This window comes from Nostoc sp. DedSLP04 (genome assembly GCF_034530775.1).
Classification (GTDB): domain Bacteria; phylum Cyanobacteriota; class Cyanobacteriia; order Cyanobacteriales; family Nostocaceae; genus Nostoc.
Map to the genome: position 1 here is coordinate 58698 of NZ_JAVRCL010000023.1, position 20047 is coordinate 78744.

Sequence of the window (20047 nt, forward strand, 5' to 3'; positions counted from 1 at the left end):
AATAACATGAAAGTAGTTTTATTTTGCGGTGGTTTAGGAACTAGAATGAGAGAGTATTCAGAAAGTATTCCTAAGCCAATGGTGAATATTGGTTATAGACCAATATTATGGCACGTAATGAAATACTATGCTCACTATGGGCACAAAGATTTTATCTTATGTCTTGGTTACAAAGCTGACCTAATTAAAAGCTATTTTTTGAATTACAATGAATGGCTTTCTAATAACTTTAGCCTTTCCAATGGCAGCAACATTCAGTTGTTTAATCGGGATATTCAAGACTGGAATATCACATTTGTAGATACAGGGTTAACTGCCAATATTGGACAAAGATTCAAGGCAGTAGAAAAGTATCTAGAAGGAGAAGAAGTATTTTTAGCTAACTATAGTGACGGTTTGACAGACTTGCATCTGCCAACGTATATTAATCATTTTTATGAGCGTGATAAAATTGGTAGTTTTTTGTGTGTTAGACCTAGCCAAAGTTTTCACCTAGTTGATATGGATGAGGATGGTTTGGTAAAGGATATCAATGAGGTCAAGCAACGTGATATTTGGATTAATGGAGGATATTTTATCTTTAAAAAGGAGATTTTTAACTATATTAATCGTGGCGAAGAACTTGTTCTTGAACCTTTTCAAAGACTGATTGCCAAAAAAGAACTTTTTGCGTATCGATACACTGGCTTTTTCGGGGTAATGGATACGTTTAAAGAGAAGCAACAGTTAGATGATATGTATGCTCAAGGCGAAAGACCTTGGGAAGTATGGGGAGATGAACAACTAGAAGTTAGCCATCTATGATCCAACTTACCTTGAACAAGACAGAAGAATCTGAGTACAAAATTCTTTGTCTAGGTTCTCATTGCGATGATATCGAGATTGGTTGTGGAGGCACAATCTTAAAGCTAATAGAAAATTACCAAGATGTTGTTATCTATTGGGTTGTCTTTAGTTCCAACGAGCAAAGAGCGCAGGAAGCAACCATAAGTGCTAATCTATTCTTAAAAGAAATCCCAGTCAAGAAAATTATCATTAAAAATTTTCGAGATGGCTTTCTGCCTTTTGAAGGGATAAAGGTAAAGGAGTGCTTTGAACAGTTAAAGCAGGAATTTTCACCAGATATAGTCTTTACTCATCATCGAGACGATCGCCACCAAGATCACCGCTTAATTTCTGACTTGACTTGGAATACCTTTAGAAATCATTTAATTTTAGAATATGAAATACCCAAATATGACGGTGATTTGGGTATTCCTAATTTCTTTGTTCATTTAAATGAAACACTCTGCCATCGAAAAATTCAATATATTTTGGATGCGTTTGCTACCCAAAATAATAAGCAGTGGTTTACAGAAGAGACTTTTCGTGCAATTCTCAGAATTCGTGGGATTGAATCAAATTCACCGAGTAAATATGCTGAAGCATTTTACTGTCGAAAAATGTTTTTCTAAAAAATTAGAGTTTTAATTTTCTCGCTAATTTGCAAATTTATGATCTTTACTGAAACTAAAATAAAAGAAGCATTTATTGTTGATTTAGAGTTGCACCGAGATAGTCGGGGCTTTTTTGCTCGGAGTTTCTGTATTCAGGAATTTCAAGATCGTGGCTTAAAACCTACTATTGCCCAATGCAATTTATCTTTTAACTATAAAAAAGGAACATTGCGGGGTATGCATTATCAAATACCTCCTTCTCAGGAAACAAAATTGGTGCGTTGTATCAAGGGGGCTATTTATGATGTAATTATCGATTTGCGTCCAGAATCTCCTAGTTATTTATCTCATATTGGTATAGAGTTGACTGCTGAAAATCGCCTTGGTCTCTATATCCCAGATAGGTGTGCTCACGGTTTTCAAACTCTCAGCAATGAGACGGAGGTGATGTATCAAATGGGTGACTTTTATGCACCAGAATATGCTGGCGGGTATCGCTATGATGACCCAGCTTTTGGTATTGAATGGCCTCTATCTGTGACTGAAATTTCGGATAAAGATCGAGCTTGGAGTTTATTTGAATCGGACAAAATTGTAACGCCTACGGTAATGTAAGACTTTTAAGAGCAATTTAAAAATATATAGTTGCTGAGTGAATATAGGATTAGGAACGCACAGAAGCGCACAGACAGAGAAAATCAAAATTTGAAAAATTAAATTTTGATTTTCATACTTAATACTGTGTTCAAACTTTGTTACAGCAAATGAGGGCGAAGTGAGTACAATTTATTTTGATTCGATTTTTAGTGATGAAATCAGACGCAAGCATCTTTATGATGGACAAGTGTTTGTCTTTTCTCCTTGCGCCAGTGCGATCGCTCTATGCGATTTTGCTCGTGGCATGGTTGAAGAAGCATTTGCCCCTTTAGATCCCAGAGAAGCACAACATAGTCTGCCTGTAGAGAAATACGTTGATATTTTAGCACAACTCAAGCCAGCTTTTATCCATCATCCTGAATCTAAACAACTCATTCAAGGCATCTTGAAAGAAAGTGGATGTGACTTAAACAAAACCTATTTCGATGTACCTCGCCTGAGAACAGCAACCAGCGATCGCTATCTGACTGCTGGCATTGCTTACGCTTTCCATCCTCATCGTGACACCTGGTACTCTGCTCCTCAGTGCCAGATCAACTGGTGGATTCCCGTCTACGATATTACCCCAGAGAATGCGATGGCATTCCATCCCCGCTACTGGAGTCAACCAGTTAAGAATACCTCAAGGGATTATGACTACGCTCAGTGGACTAAAGAAAGTCGCAAAAATGCGGCACAGCATATTAAAACAGATACGCGCAAGCAACCCCATGCAGAAGAAACTTTAGAAATGGAGCCGCAATTGCGGTTAATTACACAAGTCGGTGGCATGATTCTCTTTTCAGGAGCGCAGATGCACTCCACTATTCCCAACACATCAGGCTATACCCGTTTTAGTATTGACTTTAGAACTGTACATTTTGATGATGTCATAGCTCAAAAGGGTGCGCCAAATATTGATTCAGCTTGTACAGGAACTTCTTTAGGCGACTTCTTACGAGGCACTGACTTCTATCCGATTACTGACACATTGTTGTTGTCTACAACAAACAATCTCTTGTAGAATAACTTTTGTTTTCCCAACTCCAGTCTGTATAAATGGTGAACTCTGTTGAAAAATTGTCTGGACAAACAATACTAATTACAGGTGCTAGCGGATTTCTAGGATCTCATTTAGTCCGTCATTTATGCCAGAATGGTGCAGAAGTACATGCTGTTTCTCGCAGTTTTCATACTTCTGATATCAGCTGCTTGCGATGGTGGCACGGTGACATGGAAGACATTAAGTTTGTTCAAAATCTTTTCCACAGCATTAAACCTGACCTAATCTTCCATTTATCCGGTCTTGTGACAGCAGTTCCTAATCTAGAGTTCATATTGCCTACCTTTCACAGTTTACTGACTAGTACTATTAACTTGTTGACGGTAGCTGCCGAAATTGGCTGTAGTCGCATTGTGTTAATAGCTTCTTTAGAGGAACCAGAACAAGATCGTCCTGAAGTAGTTCCTTCTTCTCCTTACGCTATTGCTAAATTTGCTAGTAGTACTTATGGTCGGATGTTCCATCGACTCTATCAGACACCTGTAGTTCTTGTTAGACCCTTTATGACCTATGGGCCAGGGCAAAATGTGTATAAGATCGTTCCTTCTGTTATTCTTTCCTTGTTGCAAGGGCAAGCTCCAAAACTTAGTAGTGGAAAGCGTCAAGTTGATTGGATTTATATCGATGACGTGATTGCAGGACTTCTGGCTGTAACACAAGTTCCTAATGTAGAGGGTTGTACATTTGACTTAGGTTCGGGAGAACTAGTACCCATTCATGCAGTTGTGTCCCAGCTTGTTAATCTGGTTAACCCTCAAATCCAGCCTCTATTTGGTGCTTTACCTGAGCGCCCGATGGAAAGAATAAGAGTAGCTGATACGGCTTATACATACGATAAACTGGGTTGGCAACCTTCAATTCCTCTAAAGAAGGGCTTAGAATTGACTGTAAATTGGTATACAAAACATCATTAACAATTCAAAATTCAAAATTCAAAATTAAAGACAGTTGAAGTTGGGAATTTAAACCCCAACTCAATTGATACTACGTGTAGACGTAAAGATACCCCTTGATTTCAGGATAAAAGATTAGATACACAAGTTCACAAGGATTCTATTTATGGTTGCAGATATTCAGAATATTAATTTAGTCGATTTAAAAAATTCTTTGAACTTAAAGGATATCAGTCTAGAAATTTACCAACTAATTTCTGATTTATATCCCATTTGCCGTAGTATTACAGGTAATGGTTTTAGAGAAACTTTAAAAAGTCTCCAGCAGTATATTCCTTTGTCAGTTCATGAAGTGCCAACAGGAACAGAGGTATTTGATTGGACAGTCCCTAATGAGTGGAATATTAAAGATGCCTATATTAAAAACTCTCAAGGTGAAAAGATTGTAGATTTTACTAATTCAAATTTGCACGTTGTTAACTATAGTATTCCTATACATCAAAAAATATCTCTTCCAGAACTTAAATCGCATCTATTTACACTTGCCGATTATCCTAATTGGATTCCTTACCGAACTTCATATTACAAGGAAAGTTGGGGTTTTTGCCTGACTCACAATCAGTATTTGCAACTAAAAGATGAAGAATATGAAGTATGTATTGATTCTTCTCTGCAACCAGGTTATTTGACTTATGGTGAGTATTATATTCCAGGGGACAGTACTGATGAAGTCTTGATTTCTTGCCATGCGTGTCATCCTTCACTGTGTAATGATAATCTTTCGGGAATTGCGATCGCTACTTTTCTGGCTAGATATTTAACTCAAACGACATCAAGATATTCCTACAGATTTCTCTGGATTCCCGGAACCATTGGCTCAATTACATGGTTGGCTCTTAATGAAGCTCAAGTCAATAACATTAAACATGGCTTGGTATTAACTTGTTTAGGAGATGCAGGCAACTTTACCTACAAAAAAAGCCGTAGAGGTGACACTGAAATTGATAAAGTTGCTGCTTATGTACTCAAAAACTCAAAACAAGATCACAAAATTATAGATTTCTTCCCCTATGGCTATGATGAGCGACAATATTGCTCGCCAGGATTTAATTTAGCTGTAGGTTGCTTCATGCGATCGCCTCATGGTAGTTTTCCTGAATACCATACCTCAGCAGACGATTTAAATTTCGTTCAACCCCAATATCTAGCCGAGTCATTCTTTCAATGTCATTCAATGTTGCATATCCTCAACAATAACGAAATCTACTACAACAAAAATCCTAAATGTGAGCCACAGTTAGGTAAAAGAGGAATATATCGAGCAGTTGGTGGTAACAAAGATAGCGGACTAAATGAAATGGCAATCCTGTGGGTTTTAAATTTATCTGACGGTCAGCATACTCTATTAGATATTGCAGAAAAGTCGGCAATGCCATTTGATGTAATTAAATCTGCTGCCGATACATTATCAAGACATGACTTATTGAAGAAGAATTCAGAAGTCATAATTTAGGAGCAAAGCCGGAGACGCTCCGCCAAGGCGTCAGAATCAATGTTAACAATTAAAACCAACTAAGCACAGCTAACCCTGAGTTCGTAGCGAATAGACTCAAAACTTACTTTGCGCTCCTTTGCGCTATACTCTGTGTCCCTCTGCGTTTAAACGTTCTGTGAGAATACTTATTTTGTATTCATATATTTAATATTATTTTTACATCCTATTTATAATTACTGCCTAGAAAGTAGCTTAACTTTATAATCTAGAATATACTTCATATTTTCGCTATTGCTGGGAAAAATATCCTATTTAACTTCATGATTACTTGAACTAAATGTCATTACTTATACCATTGTAAGAGCAGTTTAGATGATTGATATTAGAGAAGTAGTTTCAAAAACATACCTTATCTAGTACATGAATAAAAAATGGGCTGTTAAACGACTTACAATCAATCTCACATCAGGCGAGGCACAGAAGCTTGAACAATACTGTTCAACGACAGGCAGACCAGCAACTGATGTAATTCGGGAGTTAATTCGCTCTCTTTATCCTAAAGATGAAAAAGCCTCTGAAAGCTCATGAATTAAACTGCAAAAAAGTGAAACAGAATAAGTACATTTTAATTTGTCAGTGAAATATGCTGCTTAACAGTTATCAGCTAACAGTGAATCCCTATAAGTAAAGTTAGGGAATTTAAATAAGAATACTCTCTTACAAAGTTCAGAGCCGAGGAAATCTTCGCTCTGACTTTTGCTTTGGATATCGTGCAATCATTTTGATACACTTGCATAATTAAAAATATCAAATTAATTGAATAAAAGGTAGAATTCAGCATCAAGATGTTCTTACTGGCTTGCTTACTTGTAGCAATAGCGAGTCTGCAAGTGTTTTGTAAAGCACCAAATTTAAAGTTTTGTGGCTGTCTTTAAGCAGTAATTTATCCATTTTTTCGCGCAGAATACCCTTCTTGATATCTGGCTTTGCGCTTTTTTCAAGAATATACTCAGCAAAGCAACCACTATGTATTTGCGGCGCGATCGCAATTGAGTTTTGGCAGATTGGGACATTCCCCTGATATCGGTAGACGGTGAAAAGCGATCGCTTCAGGAAAATGGACTGTATTTTTCAGTGAGTTATTCAGCGTTTTGAGGAAAGCGATCGCCTTGTTAAGGGTTCAAAATCATACCATTTTGGGCAACCTAAAATACAAGGTATAAATAAAGGCTTGGCAATGACAACGACCTCCATTCCCTTGGGTCTGTGCAGTAGAATAGTGCCGTTGATGGTAATACCACTTTGGTGCAGCTTTGCCAACGCCCAGGTAACTCCTGATGGCAGCTTGAATACTACTGTCTCCCAAAGCGGTAATAACTTCACCATTACTAATGGTAGTGCCGCCAACAGTAACTTATTTCACAGTTTCCAGCAGTTTTCGGTTCCCACTGGCGGTTCGGCTACTTTTGATTTAACGAACACGCCCAACATTTCTACCATCTTCAGCCGTGTTACTGGCGGTAATATCTCTAGCATTGATGGCTTGATTCAGACGATTAACGGCAACAACCCCGTTAGTCTCTTCTTGATCAACCCTAGTGGAATCATCTTTGGAGCCAATGCCCAACTAAACATTGGGGGTTCGTTTATTGGTACAACTGCCAGCAGTATTAAATTTGCCGATGGTGCTGAGTTTAGCGCAATTAATTCCCAAGCTACCCCGTTGTTGACTATCAATGTTCCCATTGGGTTGCAACTGGGTAACAATCCCGCACCCATCAACATTCAAGGTACAGGACATACTTTGAGGAATGTCAGTGGACTGGCTCTGCTTCCCCCGATTCAGACTCCCAGTTCTACAAAACTGCGGGTACAGCCAGGAAACACTCTAGCCTTAGTGGGTGGCGACATAAATCTAAATGGGGCAAACCTGATCGCTGAAAGAGGGCGAGTTGAATTGGGTAGTGTAAACGGTACAGCATTGGTAAACCTAATACCAACCGCACAGGGTTATACACTGGGATATGGCGATGTACAAAGCTTTGGCGATATTCAATTGGCACAGCGATCGCTATTAGATATTAGCGGTGTGAATGCAGGTTCCGTTCAAATTCAGGGTAGGCAAATTCAATTCACCGATGGCTCTCTGGTACTGGCGCAAAATTTTGGCAATCTCCCCGGTGGTGATATTCGCCTTCAGGCTACAGAGTCCATTAATCTGATTGCCAAAACAGCTGATGGTACTCGGAGCGGAGTGCGTAGTGATGCTTTGGGTAGCGGAGCTAGTGGGAATATCAGCGTTATTACTCCCAACCTCACTATCAAGTCGGGAGCGGGGTTGAATAGCACAACTTATGGAACAGCTCCGAGTGGCAATATTTACATTGATGCAACCGCCATTGAACTGTCTGGCTTTTCACCCAATAATCCTGCTGACGTCACCACACTCAACACTACTACACTAAGCACTGGAAATGCTGGTGATGTTTTCGTCAATAGTAATAGTCTACTAGTTTCAAGCGGTGCCTCACTATCTTCGGCTACCTTTGGCAGTGGTTCTAGCGGTAAAGTGACGATTCGCAACAACAATACCACGGTGATGGGAGAAAGTCCCTCTGGACTTTACAGCAACATTAGCTCAACTACATTTGCAACTGGAAGTGCCAAAACCTTGACCCTGGATACTGCGAAATTGCAAATTTTGGATGGCGGAGCAGTTGCCACTACCGCATTTTTTGCAGGTAATGGGGGAGATTTGAGCATTAATGCTGCTGAAGCGATCGTCATCAGTGGTCAAGGTCGGGCAACTAATAGTAGCATTAACGCCTCCACCATCCGACCCAATTCATTATTGCGGAAACGATTTGGTCTGCCAGATATATTAACAGCAAATGCCGGCACTGTGAGCATTACCACACCGAACTTAACGCTGACGAATGGCGGGACAGTCAGTGTCACCAGTCAAGGCAGTGGAAATAGTGGCAATATTAACATCAATGCAGCCAGCATCCAATTAAAGAATCAAGGGTTTATTCAAGCACAAACAGAATCCGGTAATGGTGGCAATATTAAATTATCCACCACAAACCTGTTACTTCTGCAAGACAATAGCCAGATAACCTCAACAGCTGGCGGATTGGGGAATGGAGGTAATATAAACATCAATGCACCCATCATCGTCGGCTTAAAAAACAGCGACATTATTGCCAATGCAGTGCAAGGCAGAGGTGGTAATATCCAAATCACTACTCAAGGCATCTTTGGGCTGAACTTTGGCAACCAACTCACTTCTGATAGTGACATCACCGCCAGTTCCCAATTTGGGGTAAGTGGCACGGTTCAAGTTAATACTATCGGTATCGATCCAAATTCTGGTTTAGTCGAACTGCCTGCAAATGTCACCGATCCATCCCAGCAAATTGCTACAGGCTGTGCAGGCAGTGAAGGCAGCCGCTTTGTGGCAACGGGACGAGGTGGTGTGCCGCAAAATCCTAATCAGGTGACGAGTGATGTCTACGATGGGCTACGCCTACGAACTTGGGATGATATACGAGATTTATCTGCTTACCGCAAAACGGGTGAGCTAAATGCCCAGATTCCAGCATCCTCAAAGGTTCTCGTTGAAGCTACAACTTGGCAGCGCAACGCTGACGGTAAAATTGAGTTAATTGCAGTTCAACCAGCGTATATACAATCATCTTTAACCTGTGCTGCAACGCCAAATTAATCAGTCTTGAGAGTTCACCATATAACCGTAATTTATTGGTTAAAACAAATAGGCTCTAAACTACCTGACGTACCGCCTAGTGACGACGTGCCAGAAGTTGGAGAACTTAGATGAACTAGAAACATTCATCGGTTCAAAAAAATAAAGTTTGGTTGTGGACGGCGATAAATCATTTTCATGAGGGTATCTTAGCTTGGGTGATCGGCGATGCCTTCTCTACGAGAGGCTTCTCTTTCAGAGACGCTAACGCGAACGCCAACGGCAGGCAAAGCCTACGCAGTTCAGAAACATTTAAATTCTTGTGGGACATTGTTTCTCATTTAGGGAATATTAAAATTGCCACCCAATCTACTGCAAATAAACAGCCGCAGTTAACTTGTGCATCTGTTCCAAAAAGTTAAATTGCTCAGGAATTCTCTAAGCAATCCTATCAAGATGAAAGTAACAGAATATGGAAACTCCTAAATATGTATACTGAGAACTACTGATGATTTTCCCAATTAAACAACGTCATTGGCTATATATTAGTCTGAGTATTTTGAGCTTGTGTTTGACAGTAACCATCACACCTGCTAGAGCATCTCTGCAAATACCAACAACTTCTACCCTGAATGTGTCAGTATCAACTTCCCAGCCTAGCAATTGGCTAAAACAGGGACGAAAACTATACCATTCAGGACGCTTTGCTGAAGCAGTGACGATTTGGCAAACGGCAGCACAACAGTATCATGCCCAAGGCGATCGCTTGAATGAAGCTCTAAGTTTAAGTTACCTCTCACTGGCACAACAGGAACTTAATCAATGGCAAGCAGCCCAACAATCTATTGAGCAAAGTCTGAAACTGTTGCAAACCTCCATTCCCTCTGCTGATGCAATTCTCTGGGCACAAGCACTTAATACGCAAGCAAATTTGCAATTGCACACTGGCAAAGCCGAAACTGCCCTCGACACTTGGCAACAAGCTCAAAAATATTATGAGCAAGCAGGCGACACAATGGGAAGCTTAGGTAGTCAAATCAACCAGGCACAAGCTTTACAAACTTTAGGATTTTACCGCCGTTCTAAACAACAGTTAGAGGCACTGACTCAAAAACTCCAAAGGATGCCGGATAATGAAGTCAAAGTCAGTGGACTGCGATCGCTTGGTTTGGCTCTGCAAATAATTGGCGATAGTAAAAGTCAACAGGTTTTAGAACAAAGTTTAGCGATCGCTCGCCAAATTTCAGCCCAACCTCAGTTAAGTTCTATTCTGATCGCCCTGGGCCAAACTGCCGTTGACTTGCAAGATGCAGAAGCCGCATTAGATTACTTTGAACAGGCTCAACTCTTAACAACTAACCCAAGCGATCGATTACAAGCCCGTTTAGCTCAGTTCAAACTTTTCCTCAATTACGACAAACTGGAGTTTGTTAACCCACTCGCACCTCAACTACTCCAACAACTCCGGGAACTGTCCCCCAGTCACACCTCACTCTACGCAGCGATCAATTTTGTTGCCACTCTCAACCACCAGTCAAATTCTGAGCAAATTCTACCTCTGAAAGATTTGGCGCAACTGATGGCAGTTACAGTCCAGTCTGCACAGCAAATCCAGGATACTCAAGCCGAAGCTCATGCACTCAATCAGTGGGGAAAACTCTATCAGCGTACACAGCAGTTATCCCAAGCACAGGAGTTAACTCAGAAATCCCTTAACATTGCCCGCCAACTCCAAGCTAACGATATCATTGCTCAATCTGCTTGGCAGGTGGGACAGTTGTATAAACAACAAGGCGATCGCTCAAAAGCGATTACCGCTTATACAGAAGCAGTCAACGCTTTAAAGGCACTGCGGGGAGATTTGGTGGCTATCAACCCTGATGTCCAGTTCTCTTTTCGCACCAGTGTGGAGCCTGTCTACCGAGAACTGGTTGATTTACTTCTAGAAAATCAACCTAGTCAAGGAGAACTAATCCAAGCTCGTGAATTGATTGAGGCACTGCAAATTGCGGAACTCGATAACTTTTTTCGGGAAGCCTGTTTAGATAGAACTCAACAGATCGATCGAGTCGATCCGACTGCAACGGTCATTTATCCGATTATCCTGCCAGATCGTTTAACAGTAATTCTCTCCAAAGCAGGGCAACCACTCCGTTCCTATGTCACTCACAAATCTCAAACTGAAATTGAGCAGACTCTAGACAATTTTTTGGTTGCTCTTAACCCTGTTTCGGATTCTAAAAACCGAGATCGATTATCTCAACAAATTTATGGTTGGTTGATTCGTCCAGAGTCAGCAGAGCAAGCATTTATTGATACCAAGACATTGGTGTTTGTTTTGGATGGTCGATTGCGGAACATTCCCATAGCAGCTCTTTTTGACGGTAAGCAATATCTGATCGAGAAGTATGCTGTGGCACTCTCACCAGGATTGCAACTAATGGCGACGCGATCGCTTCATCAAAACCACATCAGTGCGATCATCGGTGGCATTAGCCAATCTCGCGCTGGCTTTAGTGCTTTGCCCGCCGTGGAATCAGAAGTGAAACAAATCTCCAAGGCGGTATCTTCTAGGGTGTTACTGAATCAGGAATTCACCAGTCAAGCCCTTGCTGAACGCGTGAAATCTAGTAGTGCAGGTATTGTCCACCTAGCAACCCACGGACAGTTTAGTTCCCGCCTCGAAGACACCTTCTTGCTCACTTGGGATGGACAAGTCAATGTTAAAGAATTATCTGAACTCCTGAGAAATCGGGGTAGCGATCCATCGAAAGCCATCGAGTTGCTGGTACTAAGTGCCTGCGATACTGCCGCAGGCGACGATCGCGCCGTCCTGGGACTGGCGGGGTTGACTGTCAAATCCGGCGCTCGCTCAACTATCGCCACCCTATGGCCCGTCAAAGATCGGGCAGCCGCGATGCTCATGACTCGCTTCTATGACCAACTCCGACAACCCAAAATCACTAAAGCCGAAGCACTAAGACAAGCACAAATTAGCCTAATTCGCCAAACTGATTTCCACGAACCGTTCTTTTGGTCTGGCTTTGTTTTGATCGGCAACTGGATTTAGCTAAGTAATGAAACGGAGTTTATTCTAAATAAATTAGACTATTTTTTACAACAGTTACTTTCCATATCGCCTATACTGCTAGTAGAAGTTCCTTGATTTTACTCTTACTTAGACTGATTATCTGAACTTCTGAACATAGTCGAAAGAAACGTATTTTGTTTGTATCATATTTCAACAACATAAGGAAAAAGATCGTGAAACGTCGATATTTAGCTAGTACATTGAGCGTCATCGCTCTGATCGCTAGCAGTACATGGACTACTGCCCATGCTGTTACATTTACCCCACCCCCCAACAGTAGCTCTCCTAGACAATCAACTGGGGGAGCTTCTCGCGGTAGTATGTTTACCCCTGCTGTCGGCAAAGGTGCGCCCAGACAAGCAACTGGAGGAGCTTCTCGCGGCAAGCTCTTTACACCTGCCCCTGGCAAAGGTGCGCCCAGACAAGCAACTGGAGGAGCTTCTCGCGGCAAGCTCTTTACACCTGCTCCTGGCAAAGGCGCTCCCCAACAAGCAAGTGCGGGAGCTTCTCGTGTTGGTACTTACTACTTGAATCCATCGACTATAAGTACAACGCAACCAGCAGCGCTAATCGCCCTCTTGCCTCAAAATTTCTATGGCACAACAGTATCAGAACGTCCCACAATATTAGTGTATCTCCCAGCTTCCAATGCCGAGGAAGCAGTGTTCAGCCTCAAAGATGAAGCTGGCAATATGCAACATCAGATGAACATTTCAGTTGCAGGAAAAACCGGAGTAATCGCGATCGAATTACCAGCTAATGCACCCGCTTTAGCCGTTGGTAAAAACTATCAATGGTTCCTAGCACTGAAAGTAGATGGTCAACTCAGCCCGAGTACGCCTTACGTCGATGGTTGGATTCAGCGTATCCAGCCCAGTGCAGAGTTGGCAACAGCAATCCAAGAGCAAGATGCTTTGAAGCGGGCTACTATTTTGGGTAAAAACGGTGTTTGGTATGACTGTGTGGCAACACTGGCATCGGTCTACACTACTCAACCTAACAATGCAACTCTCCGCAAACAATGGGAAGAACTTCTATCCTCAGTTAGTTTGAAAGAGATTGTAACAGCGAACTTATTAGCATCTACTAACTAATACCAATTTGGGCATTGGGTATGGGAAGAGACAAGCTAGACAAAGGAGAGGGGGGAGACAAAGAAGAAACTTGTTCAATAATTCCCTCTTGTCCCCTTTGTTTTCCTCTTCTTACTTCCACCCAGTCCCCATTACTTCTTATCCCCAAAGGGAACCCTACCTTCCCCAATCCCCATTGCATGACACAAATATGTGGCGCAGATTCCAGGCTTTGATCCAACGCACTCGCAGCGTTTTGATTATTACTCCTAGCGTTGCCTTAACTGTTATGGTTGGGCAATCTTTGGGACTTTTCAATTTACCGGAATGGAAAATTCGCGACGAATGGGTTCGCCAGCGATCTTCACAGGCGATGCCTATGGCGGGCTACGCCTACGCAGATGAGATTGTGATTGTTACAATCGATGAGCGCGATATTCAATCGGTGCGTAAATGGCCAGTTCCAGACTGGGCGCTGGCACGATTACTAGAAAAAATCCGGGCGCAGCAGCCGAGAGCCATTGGCTTGGATCTCTATCGAGATTTACCGGAAGGAAGCGGACACGAGCAACTTGTTCAAGTCTTTCGCAACACTCCCAATTTAATCGGAGTTGAGAAAATTACTGGCGAACGCGTCAATCCCCCGCCGGAATTGAAAAAACAGGATCGGGTAGGATTAGCAGATTTAGTCTTGGATGGCGATCGCTTTGTACGTCGCGCCCTCTTGACAGCTGAAGATGCCAAAGAGAAAAACACCATTAAAGCCGGACTAGCAACCCTTGTAGCCCTAAAATACCTCGAAGCTGAAAAAATTAGCTTAGAAAGCATTGACCCTCAACAGCAAAAGTTTCAGTTGGGCAAAGAAATTTACTTACCACTGCAAAATCAAGAAGCAGGTTATACCGATGCCGATTTAGGAGGCTATCAAATTCTACTGAATTGGCATGGAACAGAAGCCGCATTTCGGACAGTTGCGATGCGCGATGTGTTAGCAGGGAAAATTCCGGCAAATTTGATGCGCGATCGCATGGTATTTATTGGATCGATTGCTTCCAGTACCAATGATTTCTTCAGCACACCCTTCTCTTCTTGGGTATCTGCCCAAAAACCGACTCCAGGTGTGGTTGTTCATGCCAATATTGCTCATCAACTAGTACGAGGAGCAAAAACAGGAAATGCCAGTCTGCACGGTGTTTCTGGCATTTATTTATCACTCTGGATTGTTTTGTCGTCTGTCATTGGTTCTACAGGCAGTTGGTTGTTATCCAGTAGCAAGCTGCGGATTCCTGGCGGCAAAATTCTTTGGGCAACTGTAGGCATCAGTGGAGCCTATATATGGGGTGGCTATGGGATGTTTTTGTCTGGTGTTTTAATTCCGGTAACACCCACCTTAACCGCGTTTATCGGTAGTGTGATTGCAACAACTAATGCCTACAAACAGCGGAAGTTAGAAGAAACCAATCGCCAACTAGAAATTGCCAACAGTCAACTATTGGATTATTCCAAAACCCTAGAGACAAAAGTCGAAGAACGCACTCATGAATTAGTGGAGGCAAAGCAAGCTGCCGATGCTGCCAATCAGGCCAAGAGTGAGTTTCTCGCCAACATGAGCCACGAACTACGCACACCTCTCAATGGCATCCTTGGTTTTGCCCAGGTACTAGAAGGATCGCCAAATATGACAGCTAAAAACCTAGAAGGAGTCAGCATTATCTACCAATGCGGCTCGCATCTTTTGATGCTGATTAATGACATTCTCGATCTCTCGAAGATAGAAGCAAGGAAATTGGATTTGGTTCTTACTAGCGTGCATCTGCCCAGTTTCTTACATGGTGTGACTGAGATTTGTGGTATCCGGGCTGAACAGAAAGGAATTGGATTTAATATCTTAATTAGCGATCGCCTACCACTTGCCATTGAAACTGATGAAAAACGACTGCGACAAGTGTTAATTAACTTACTGGGCAACGCGATCAAATTTACAGATAGCGGTAGCGTAACCTTCACAGTGGAAGCCATTAGTGATTCGTCACTTGTACTGAGCGAAGCCGTTGGCGCAGCCTCTCATAGAGAAGTATTGGTCATTGGTCACGAGTCTAAAACGGCCAATGACAATGGACAAATGACACATCAGAAAATTCGTTTTCAGATTGAAGATACAGGCATTGGGATGTCACCAGACCAACTAGAGAAAATCTTTTTGCCCTTTGAGCAAGTGGGTGAAGCAGGGCAACGATCTGAAGGTACTGGCTTGGGATTGGCGATTAGCCAAAGAATTGCGGCATTGATGGAAAGCCAAATTCAGGTGCAGAGTCACCTGGGTGAAGGAAGTCTGTTTTGGCTGGATTTGACAGTATCAGTACCACTCGCTCATGACTGGCTTGGAGGAGCGATGTCTACAACGGATTACACGCCAACTCCCCAGAAAATTACCGGGATTCAGGGTAGTGCGCCTCAAATTCTGATTGTCGATGACGATCGCAACCACTGTTCTATGTTGACCAATTTGCTGCAAGAAATTGGCTGTCGAACCTTGGAAGCAACCGATGGCAAACATGGGCTACAAGTAGCAATTGAACACAATCCAGATGTGATTCTACTCGATTTAGCGATGCCTAATATGGATGGTTTTGAGCTAATGGTTCACCTGCAAGCGAATCCACAAACCTGTTCTATTCCGATTATCGTCTCTAGTGCTAGCGTTTTTGAGTCAAATCGTCAGCGGAGTTTAGAGGCAGGGGCAACAGCATTCCTACCCAAACCTCTCCAGATTGACGAACTACTCAATAGACTGCGATCGCTCTTGGGAGTGGAATGGATATATGCCGAATCTTCACCTCCCAAAGGTGAGCAGATTACTGGTAGTGAATGGGTTCTACCATCCCAAGATGTTTTGCAACAACTCTATCATCTGGCAATGATGGGAGATATTTCGGCGATTGAGGGAATGTTAAGAGAACTAATTGAGGAAAACAGTCAATTAGCTCCCTTCGCAGCAGAGTTAAGCAAACTCACTGCCAATTTCCAAACCGGAAAAATCCGTAAGTTACTCAAATCATTTGTCACAACGGAGTTACATCCATGATCGCTGTTCCGATCTCGAAACCCATACATATTCTATTAGTGGATGACAATCCAAACAATCTCAAGGTGCTATCTGAAGCGATTCAGAAGTGTGGCTGGAAAGCTCTCATGGCAACAGATGGAGAGTCAGCGATCGAACAAACAGAATATGCTCATCCCGATCTGATTCTTTTGGATGTGATGATGGCAGGTATTGATGGATTTGAAACTTGTCGCAGACTGAAAACCAATCCGATCACCCAGAATATTCCAGTAATTTTCATGACTGCCCTATCTGATTCTACAGACAAGGTGGCCGGATTGGAAATAGGTGCAGTTGACTACATTACCAAACCCTTCCAACACGAAGAAGTTATTGCCCGTTTAAAGTTACACCTCAAGATTTCTCATCTCACCCGCACACTAGAAGAACGCGTGCAAGAACGCACCAGAGAATTAACTCAATCTCTACAGCAATTACGGCAAACCCAACTACAAATGATCCAGAGTGAGAAAATGTCCACATTAGGGCAGTTGGTTGCAGGTATTGGTCATGAGATTAATAATCCGGTTGGTTTTGTTGGCGGAAATTTATCTTATATTGAGGAATATGTAAATAATCTACTTCGCTTAGTAAGCCTGCAACAGCAGAAGCTAACGCAGCCAGACTCGGAAATTCAAGAGCTTGTTGAAGAAATCGACTTGGAGTATCTGACAGAGGATCTGCCAAAACTACTGGCATCAATGCACCAAGGAATTACCCGTCTGAAAGATATCAGTCTTTCTTTGAGAACTTTTACTCGCGCAGATATTTCATCTCAGGTGGAGTTTCAGATTCACGAAGGAATCGATAGCACCTTAATGCTGTTGAAACATCGACTCAAAGGCAATGGCGATCGCCCTAAAATCCAGGTTGTCACACAATACGGTGAGTTACCTCCAATCAGTTGCTATCCCGGACAACTGAACCAGGTATTTATGAATATCATCGCTAATGCCATTGATGCATTTGATGAACTCCATCAAAACAATTGCGATCGAGATATTGCTGTTTGCCCGAACACGATCGCCATTACCACATCGGTCGATCCCCAACAAAAAACCGTCACAATTTGCATCCAAGATAACGGCCCCGGTATGCTTACTGAGGTGCAATCTCGAATTTTTGAGCAATCTTTCACAACCAAGGCTGTGGGCAAGGGAACCGGGCTAGGATTAGCGATCAGCTACCAAATTATTGTTGACAAACACAACGGACAAATCAAATGCTTATCAACACCTGGTGAGGGGACAAAATTTATTATTACTCTGCCGATGTAGTTTCTATGCCAAAACCTCCAGCTTCGATATGACGAACTAGCGATTGAATAATGGGTGTAGCAATACTAATACCAAATAAAGCATTGAAGCCTGCAACAACAACTGGTGCTGACAAAATAACTGTAAATTCTGGAAATAAAGCTAACACAGCCACCAAGACTAAAAAAACAATTGGTGTCGCAATACCTGCTGCCTTTGCTGCTTCAAAAATTAGATTTTTATACTCTTCAACAGTAATGTCACCTCGATAAAGATCCAAAGAGTAGGAAATCGCCGTGACTACAACCTGAGTAAGAATAGCTGTTCCCGTTGCAGTAATCCCAAGTTTCGCGATCGTCCCAGAATTGCTGACAATAGAATCTACCGCATTATAAACTCGAATATAAAACTGTTCGCCAACGGTCATTACTTTGGCTCCTCGGCGGAGATTATCAACACCTACTTCCCAAAGAATATTATCAGCAGCATTCGAGCCATTTTGGGAACGTGGATTGATATGGCTACCATGCTTATCTCTAAGAAATTGACGAATTGTATATTCTTTACCTCCAAGCTTTGATGTGCCAGGAATTTTCTCAAAAAGCTTCATGACATCTGCATCAGAGCGAGGTAAGTCTCCTACCCGAACACCAGCACGATATCTCAGCCGATTTGCAATCTTGGGCATCTCTTGAGCTAATTCGGCAGCTGTCTTTGGTAAATTTTGCAAAGCATCAGCCATAACCATGCTAGATGCGGCAACTCCAACAGCAGTTTGTTGAAATGTTTGACTAACATTTTGAACAGTTTGAAAACCTGATTGTGTTGCGATGGTTGACAAACTTTGTAAATCATTGACTGCATGGACACTTGAAGTAGTCATCTCGCTAGTAGCGTTCTTGATTCCATCAACTACCTCATTCATCCCGTTTACTACATTGTTGGCTGCTTCTTGAGCTTTATCTCTAACCGTATCTGCCAACTTTTGTGCTTCGTTAATAAAATCCATGTTTTATGCCGTGGAGTGTTTGCTCCAGTTTCTCTTTCTCAAACTAAGAAGCACCTCAGCATTCATGACGAATTTGCTTACAAAAATTTTAAAGATATAGTAATCATTTTATATTGTTTGTGTATGTTACTTTTAAAAACTTCACTGTCCGATTATGTACAGCAAATGATGCCATGCAGTCTCAGCCATAAAGTTACAAGTATACTAACAGTAATGGTCATACCAATTACTAAAAAATAGCCTCATGGTTTGAGGTTTAGCGATTTAATAAAAGATGCACCATTTGTTTTTAGTTCTTCAGATGATGGGGTTATTATTACAGCTTCAACAGCATAATTTTTCTTCATACAAAGCAGACTTCTCTGATATAATAATTTATTATTTATATTCAATCCTTTTTTCTTAATTTCTTCTTGCAAGGAAGTACTGGGTTTGCCCATTAAAGTAAAGTCTTGGCAGTTATATCCACTTTGATTAACGGAAGACTGAGATATTTGTTTACCTTGAATAAAATTTGTTTGATTAGCAGTTTTAACTAGAAGCTGTAAAACTTTTGGAATTCTCTGCGGGGCTATTTCTTTGGGAAGAGTTGAATGGGTCACTGAATATATAGATTCACTCTTAATAGTTGCCCAATTTCGGTTATTAATCCCTTTTGTTGGAGAACTAGCTTCTTCTAAAATAGTCCCTGGCATTAAAATACTAAAATTTCCTTCTTTGGATGTTAAAAGTTTTTCTTGGGATGATGCAGGTGTGCAAGCCGATAAAACAAATATTCCGAAACAATTAATTATCCAAAAACGTTTAAGAATGTTGATAAGTAAATCCATAAGTGTTAGTGGTCAATAATTTTTATTTAAAATGTCAAGTTATTCTTTCAACTCATGCACAGGCTGTTGTAATTTTTAGCGTTTGGCTGACGAATTACAGCCAATATCTTCAACACAAGGTCTTGTTTTAAGTTTTCCCATAAAAGTGGTTTTTGTAACACAAAAGCTGCCAAATCAAATCTTGACTCAATATTTCCCAACAAAACGGCACTCATCATTTCAATAACCCACATCAGCAAGGCTTTCGGTAATTTTGAGAAAATTGATTGTTACTGCGATGGACTACACCCCGCCTTCTTGCGATGTCTACAACAGGCTGCGCCTACGCGTCCTTCCTTTATCCCCAGCTTTCCTTAATACTAAGGAATTTGTCACTTACGCTGCTAAAAAAGGTGACTCGGAAAATACGATTAAATTGAGCTTCCAAACTCGGAACTTGAGCTTTAGAACTTG

16 protein-coding genes and 1 pseudogene are annotated in these 20047 nt (G+C 41.7%); 13 read left to right on the forward strand and 4 right to left on the reverse strand.

Annotated features, from left to right (window positions below):
• The first annotated feature begins 6 nt into the window (after positions 1 to 6).
• The 11 genes and pseudogenes from RMX89_RS15340 (at position 7) to RMX89_RS15390 (ending at position 13414) form a co-directional block, all read left to right on the forward strand.
• Complete coding sequence (locus RMX89_RS15340) at positions 7 to 804, forward strand: sugar phosphate nucleotidyltransferase (RefSeq protein WP_322670013.1); 798 nt, start codon at positions 7 to 9, stop codon at positions 802 to 804.
• On the forward strand, positions 801 to 1454 hold the full coding sequence (locus RMX89_RS15345; RefSeq protein WP_322670014.1) for a PIG-L deacetylase family protein: 654 nt from the start codon (positions 801 to 803) through the stop codon (positions 1452 to 1454). Before RMX89_RS15340 ends, RMX89_RS15345 begins: the two co-directional genes overlap by 4 nt.
• Positions 1455 to 1493: 39 nt before the next feature.
• Positions 1494 to 2051: a dTDP-4-dehydrorhamnose 3,5-epimerase gene (rfbC, locus tag RMX89_RS15350; RefSeq protein ID WP_322682408.1), complete on the forward strand. Its 558-nt coding sequence runs from the start codon at positions 1494 to 1496 to the stop codon at positions 2049 to 2051.
• A gap of 160 nt (positions 2052 to 2211) precedes the next feature.
• Positions 2212 to 3096, forward strand: coding sequence for a hypothetical protein (locus tag RMX89_RS15355; RefSeq protein WP_322689504.1), 885 nt, complete (start codon positions 2212 to 2214; stop codon positions 3094 to 3096).
• 35 nt (positions 3097 to 3131) lie between these two features.
• Positions 3132 to 4049 (forward strand): NAD(P)-dependent oxidoreductase, encoded by a 918-nt coding sequence (locus tag RMX89_RS15360; protein ID WP_322689505.1) that lies wholly within the window; start codon positions 3132 to 3134, stop codon positions 4047 to 4049.
• 145 nt (positions 4050 to 4194) lie between these two features.
• Entirely contained in the window at positions 4195 to 5541 is a 1347-nt protein-coding gene (locus RMX89_RS15365; RefSeq protein ID WP_322689506.1) for a DUF4910 domain-containing protein, read from the forward strand.
• 402 nt (positions 5542 to 5943) lie between these two features.
• Positions 5944 to 6111 carry a CopG family transcriptional regulator gene (locus RMX89_RS15370; protein ID WP_322662451.1) on the forward strand — a complete coding sequence of 56 codons (168 nt, stop codon included), beginning with the start codon at positions 5944 to 5946 and terminating at the stop codon, positions 6109 to 6111.
• A gap of 649 nt (positions 6112 to 6760) precedes the next feature.
• Positions 6761 to 9250, forward strand: coding sequence for an S-layer family protein (locus RMX89_RS15375; protein ID WP_322689507.1), 2490 nt, complete (start codon positions 6761 to 6763; stop codon positions 9248 to 9250).
• A 12-nt stretch (positions 9251 to 9262) separates the two neighbouring features.
• Positions 9263 to 9459 (forward strand): annotated as a pseudogene (locus tag RMX89_RS15380) (IS1 family transposase); the annotation flags it as partial.
• A gap of 278 nt (positions 9460 to 9737) precedes the next feature.
• Positions 9738 to 12299, forward strand: coding sequence for a CHAT domain-containing protein (locus RMX89_RS15385; RefSeq protein WP_322689508.1), 2562 nt, complete (start codon positions 9738 to 9740; stop codon positions 12297 to 12299).
• Positions 12300 to 12493: 194 nt separating this feature from the next.
• Positions 12494 to 13414 carry a DUF928 domain-containing protein gene (locus RMX89_RS15390; RefSeq protein WP_322689509.1) on the forward strand — a complete coding sequence of 307 codons (921 nt, stop codon included), beginning with the start codon at positions 12494 to 12496 and terminating at the stop codon, positions 13412 to 13414.
• Here RMX89_RS15390 and RMX89_RS34515 read toward each other — a convergent pair.
• Positions 13407 to 13595, reverse strand: a complete 189-nt coding sequence (locus RMX89_RS34515) for a KOW motif-containing protein (protein WP_416211983.1) — start codon at positions 13593 to 13595, stop codon at positions 13407 to 13409. The genes RMX89_RS15390 and RMX89_RS34515 overlap by 8 nt on opposite strands.
• A gap of 9 nt (positions 13596 to 13604) precedes the next feature.
• On the opposite strand from RMX89_RS34515, the gene RMX89_RS15395 reads away from it, so the two are divergent.
• Together RMX89_RS15395 and RMX89_RS15400 are read left to right on the forward strand one after the other, a co-directional pair.
• Positions 13605 to 16478 carry a CHASE2 domain-containing protein gene (locus RMX89_RS15395; RefSeq protein ID WP_322689510.1) on the forward strand — a complete coding sequence of 958 codons (2874 nt, stop codon included), beginning with the start codon at positions 13605 to 13607 and terminating at the stop codon, positions 16476 to 16478.
• Positions 16475 to 17776 (forward strand): response regulator, encoded by a 1302-nt coding sequence (locus RMX89_RS15400; RefSeq protein WP_322689511.1) that lies wholly within the window; start codon positions 16475 to 16477, stop codon positions 17774 to 17776. The genes RMX89_RS15395 and RMX89_RS15400 overlap by 4 nt, the downstream gene beginning before the upstream one ends.
• Here the strand turns inward: RMX89_RS15400 and RMX89_RS15405 are convergent.
• The 3 genes from RMX89_RS15405 to RMX89_RS15415 form a co-directional block, all read right to left on the reverse strand.
• The gene (locus RMX89_RS15405; RefSeq protein ID WP_322689512.1) at positions 17760 to 18764 is read right to left on the reverse strand and encodes an HNH endonuclease; all 1005 of its coding nucleotides are present in this window, start codon (positions 18762 to 18764) and stop codon (positions 17760 to 17762) included. The genes RMX89_RS15400 and RMX89_RS15405 overlap by 17 nt on opposite strands.
• A 242-nt stretch (positions 18765 to 19006) precedes the next feature.
• Entirely contained in the window at positions 19007 to 19594 is a 588-nt protein-coding gene (locus tag RMX89_RS15410; protein ID WP_322689513.1) for a hypothetical protein, read from the reverse strand.
• Positions 19595 to 19641: 47 nt separating this feature from the next.
• The gene (locus RMX89_RS15415) at positions 19642 to 19827 is read right to left on the reverse strand and encodes a hypothetical protein (protein ID WP_322670026.1); all 186 of its coding nucleotides are present in this window, start codon (positions 19825 to 19827) and stop codon (positions 19642 to 19644) included.
• Positions 19828 to 20047 lie beyond the last annotated feature (220 nt).

Coding starts and splice junctions, on each gene's coding strand:
- RMX89_RS15400 (WP_322689511.1), top strand. CDS start 16,475: ATGATCGCTGTTCCGATCTCGAAACCCATACATATTCTATTAGTGGAT.
- RMX89_RS15385 (WP_322689508.1), top strand. CDS start 9,738: ATGATTTTCCCAATTAAACAACGTCATTGGCTATATATTAGTCTGAGT.
- RMX89_RS15405 (WP_322689512.1), bottom strand. CDS start 18,764: ATGGATTTTATTAACGAAGCACAAAAGTTGGCAGATACGGTTAGAGAT.
- RMX89_RS15370 (WP_322662451.1), top strand. CDS start 5,944: ATGAATAAAAAATGGGCTGTTAAACGACTTACAATCAATCTCACATCA.
- RMX89_RS15410 (WP_322689513.1), bottom strand. CDS start 19,594: ATGGATTTACTTATCAACATTCTTAAACGTTTTTGGATAATTAATTGT.
- RMX89_RS15375 (WP_322689507.1), top strand. CDS start 6,761: ATGACAACGACCTCCATTCCCTTGGGTCTGTGCAGTAGAATAGTGCCG.
- RMX89_RS15365 (WP_322689506.1), top strand. CDS start 4,195: ATGGTTGCAGATATTCAGAATATTAATTTAGTCGATTTAAAAAATTCT.
- RMX89_RS15340 (WP_322670013.1), top strand. CDS start 7: ATGAAAGTAGTTTTATTTTGCGGTGGTTTAGGAACTAGAATGAGAGAG.
- rfbC (WP_322682408.1), top strand. CDS start 1,494: ATGATCTTTACTGAAACTAAAATAAAAGAAGCATTTATTGTTGATTTA.
- RMX89_RS15345 (WP_322670014.1), top strand. CDS start 801: ATGATCCAACTTACCTTGAACAAGACAGAAGAATCTGAGTACAAAATT.
- RMX89_RS34515 (WP_416211983.1), bottom strand. CDS start 13,595: ATGCAATGGGGATTGGGGAAGGTAGGGTTCCCTTTGGGGATAAGAAGT.
- RMX89_RS15415 (WP_322670026.1), bottom strand. CDS start 19,827: ATGTGGGTTATTGAAATGATGAGTGCCGTTTTGTTGGGAAATATTGAG.
- RMX89_RS15360 (WP_322689505.1), top strand. CDS start 3,132: ATGGTGAACTCTGTTGAAAAATTGTCTGGACAAACAATACTAATTACA.
- RMX89_RS15395 (WP_322689510.1), top strand. CDS start 13,605: ATGTGGCGCAGATTCCAGGCTTTGATCCAACGCACTCGCAGCGTTTTG.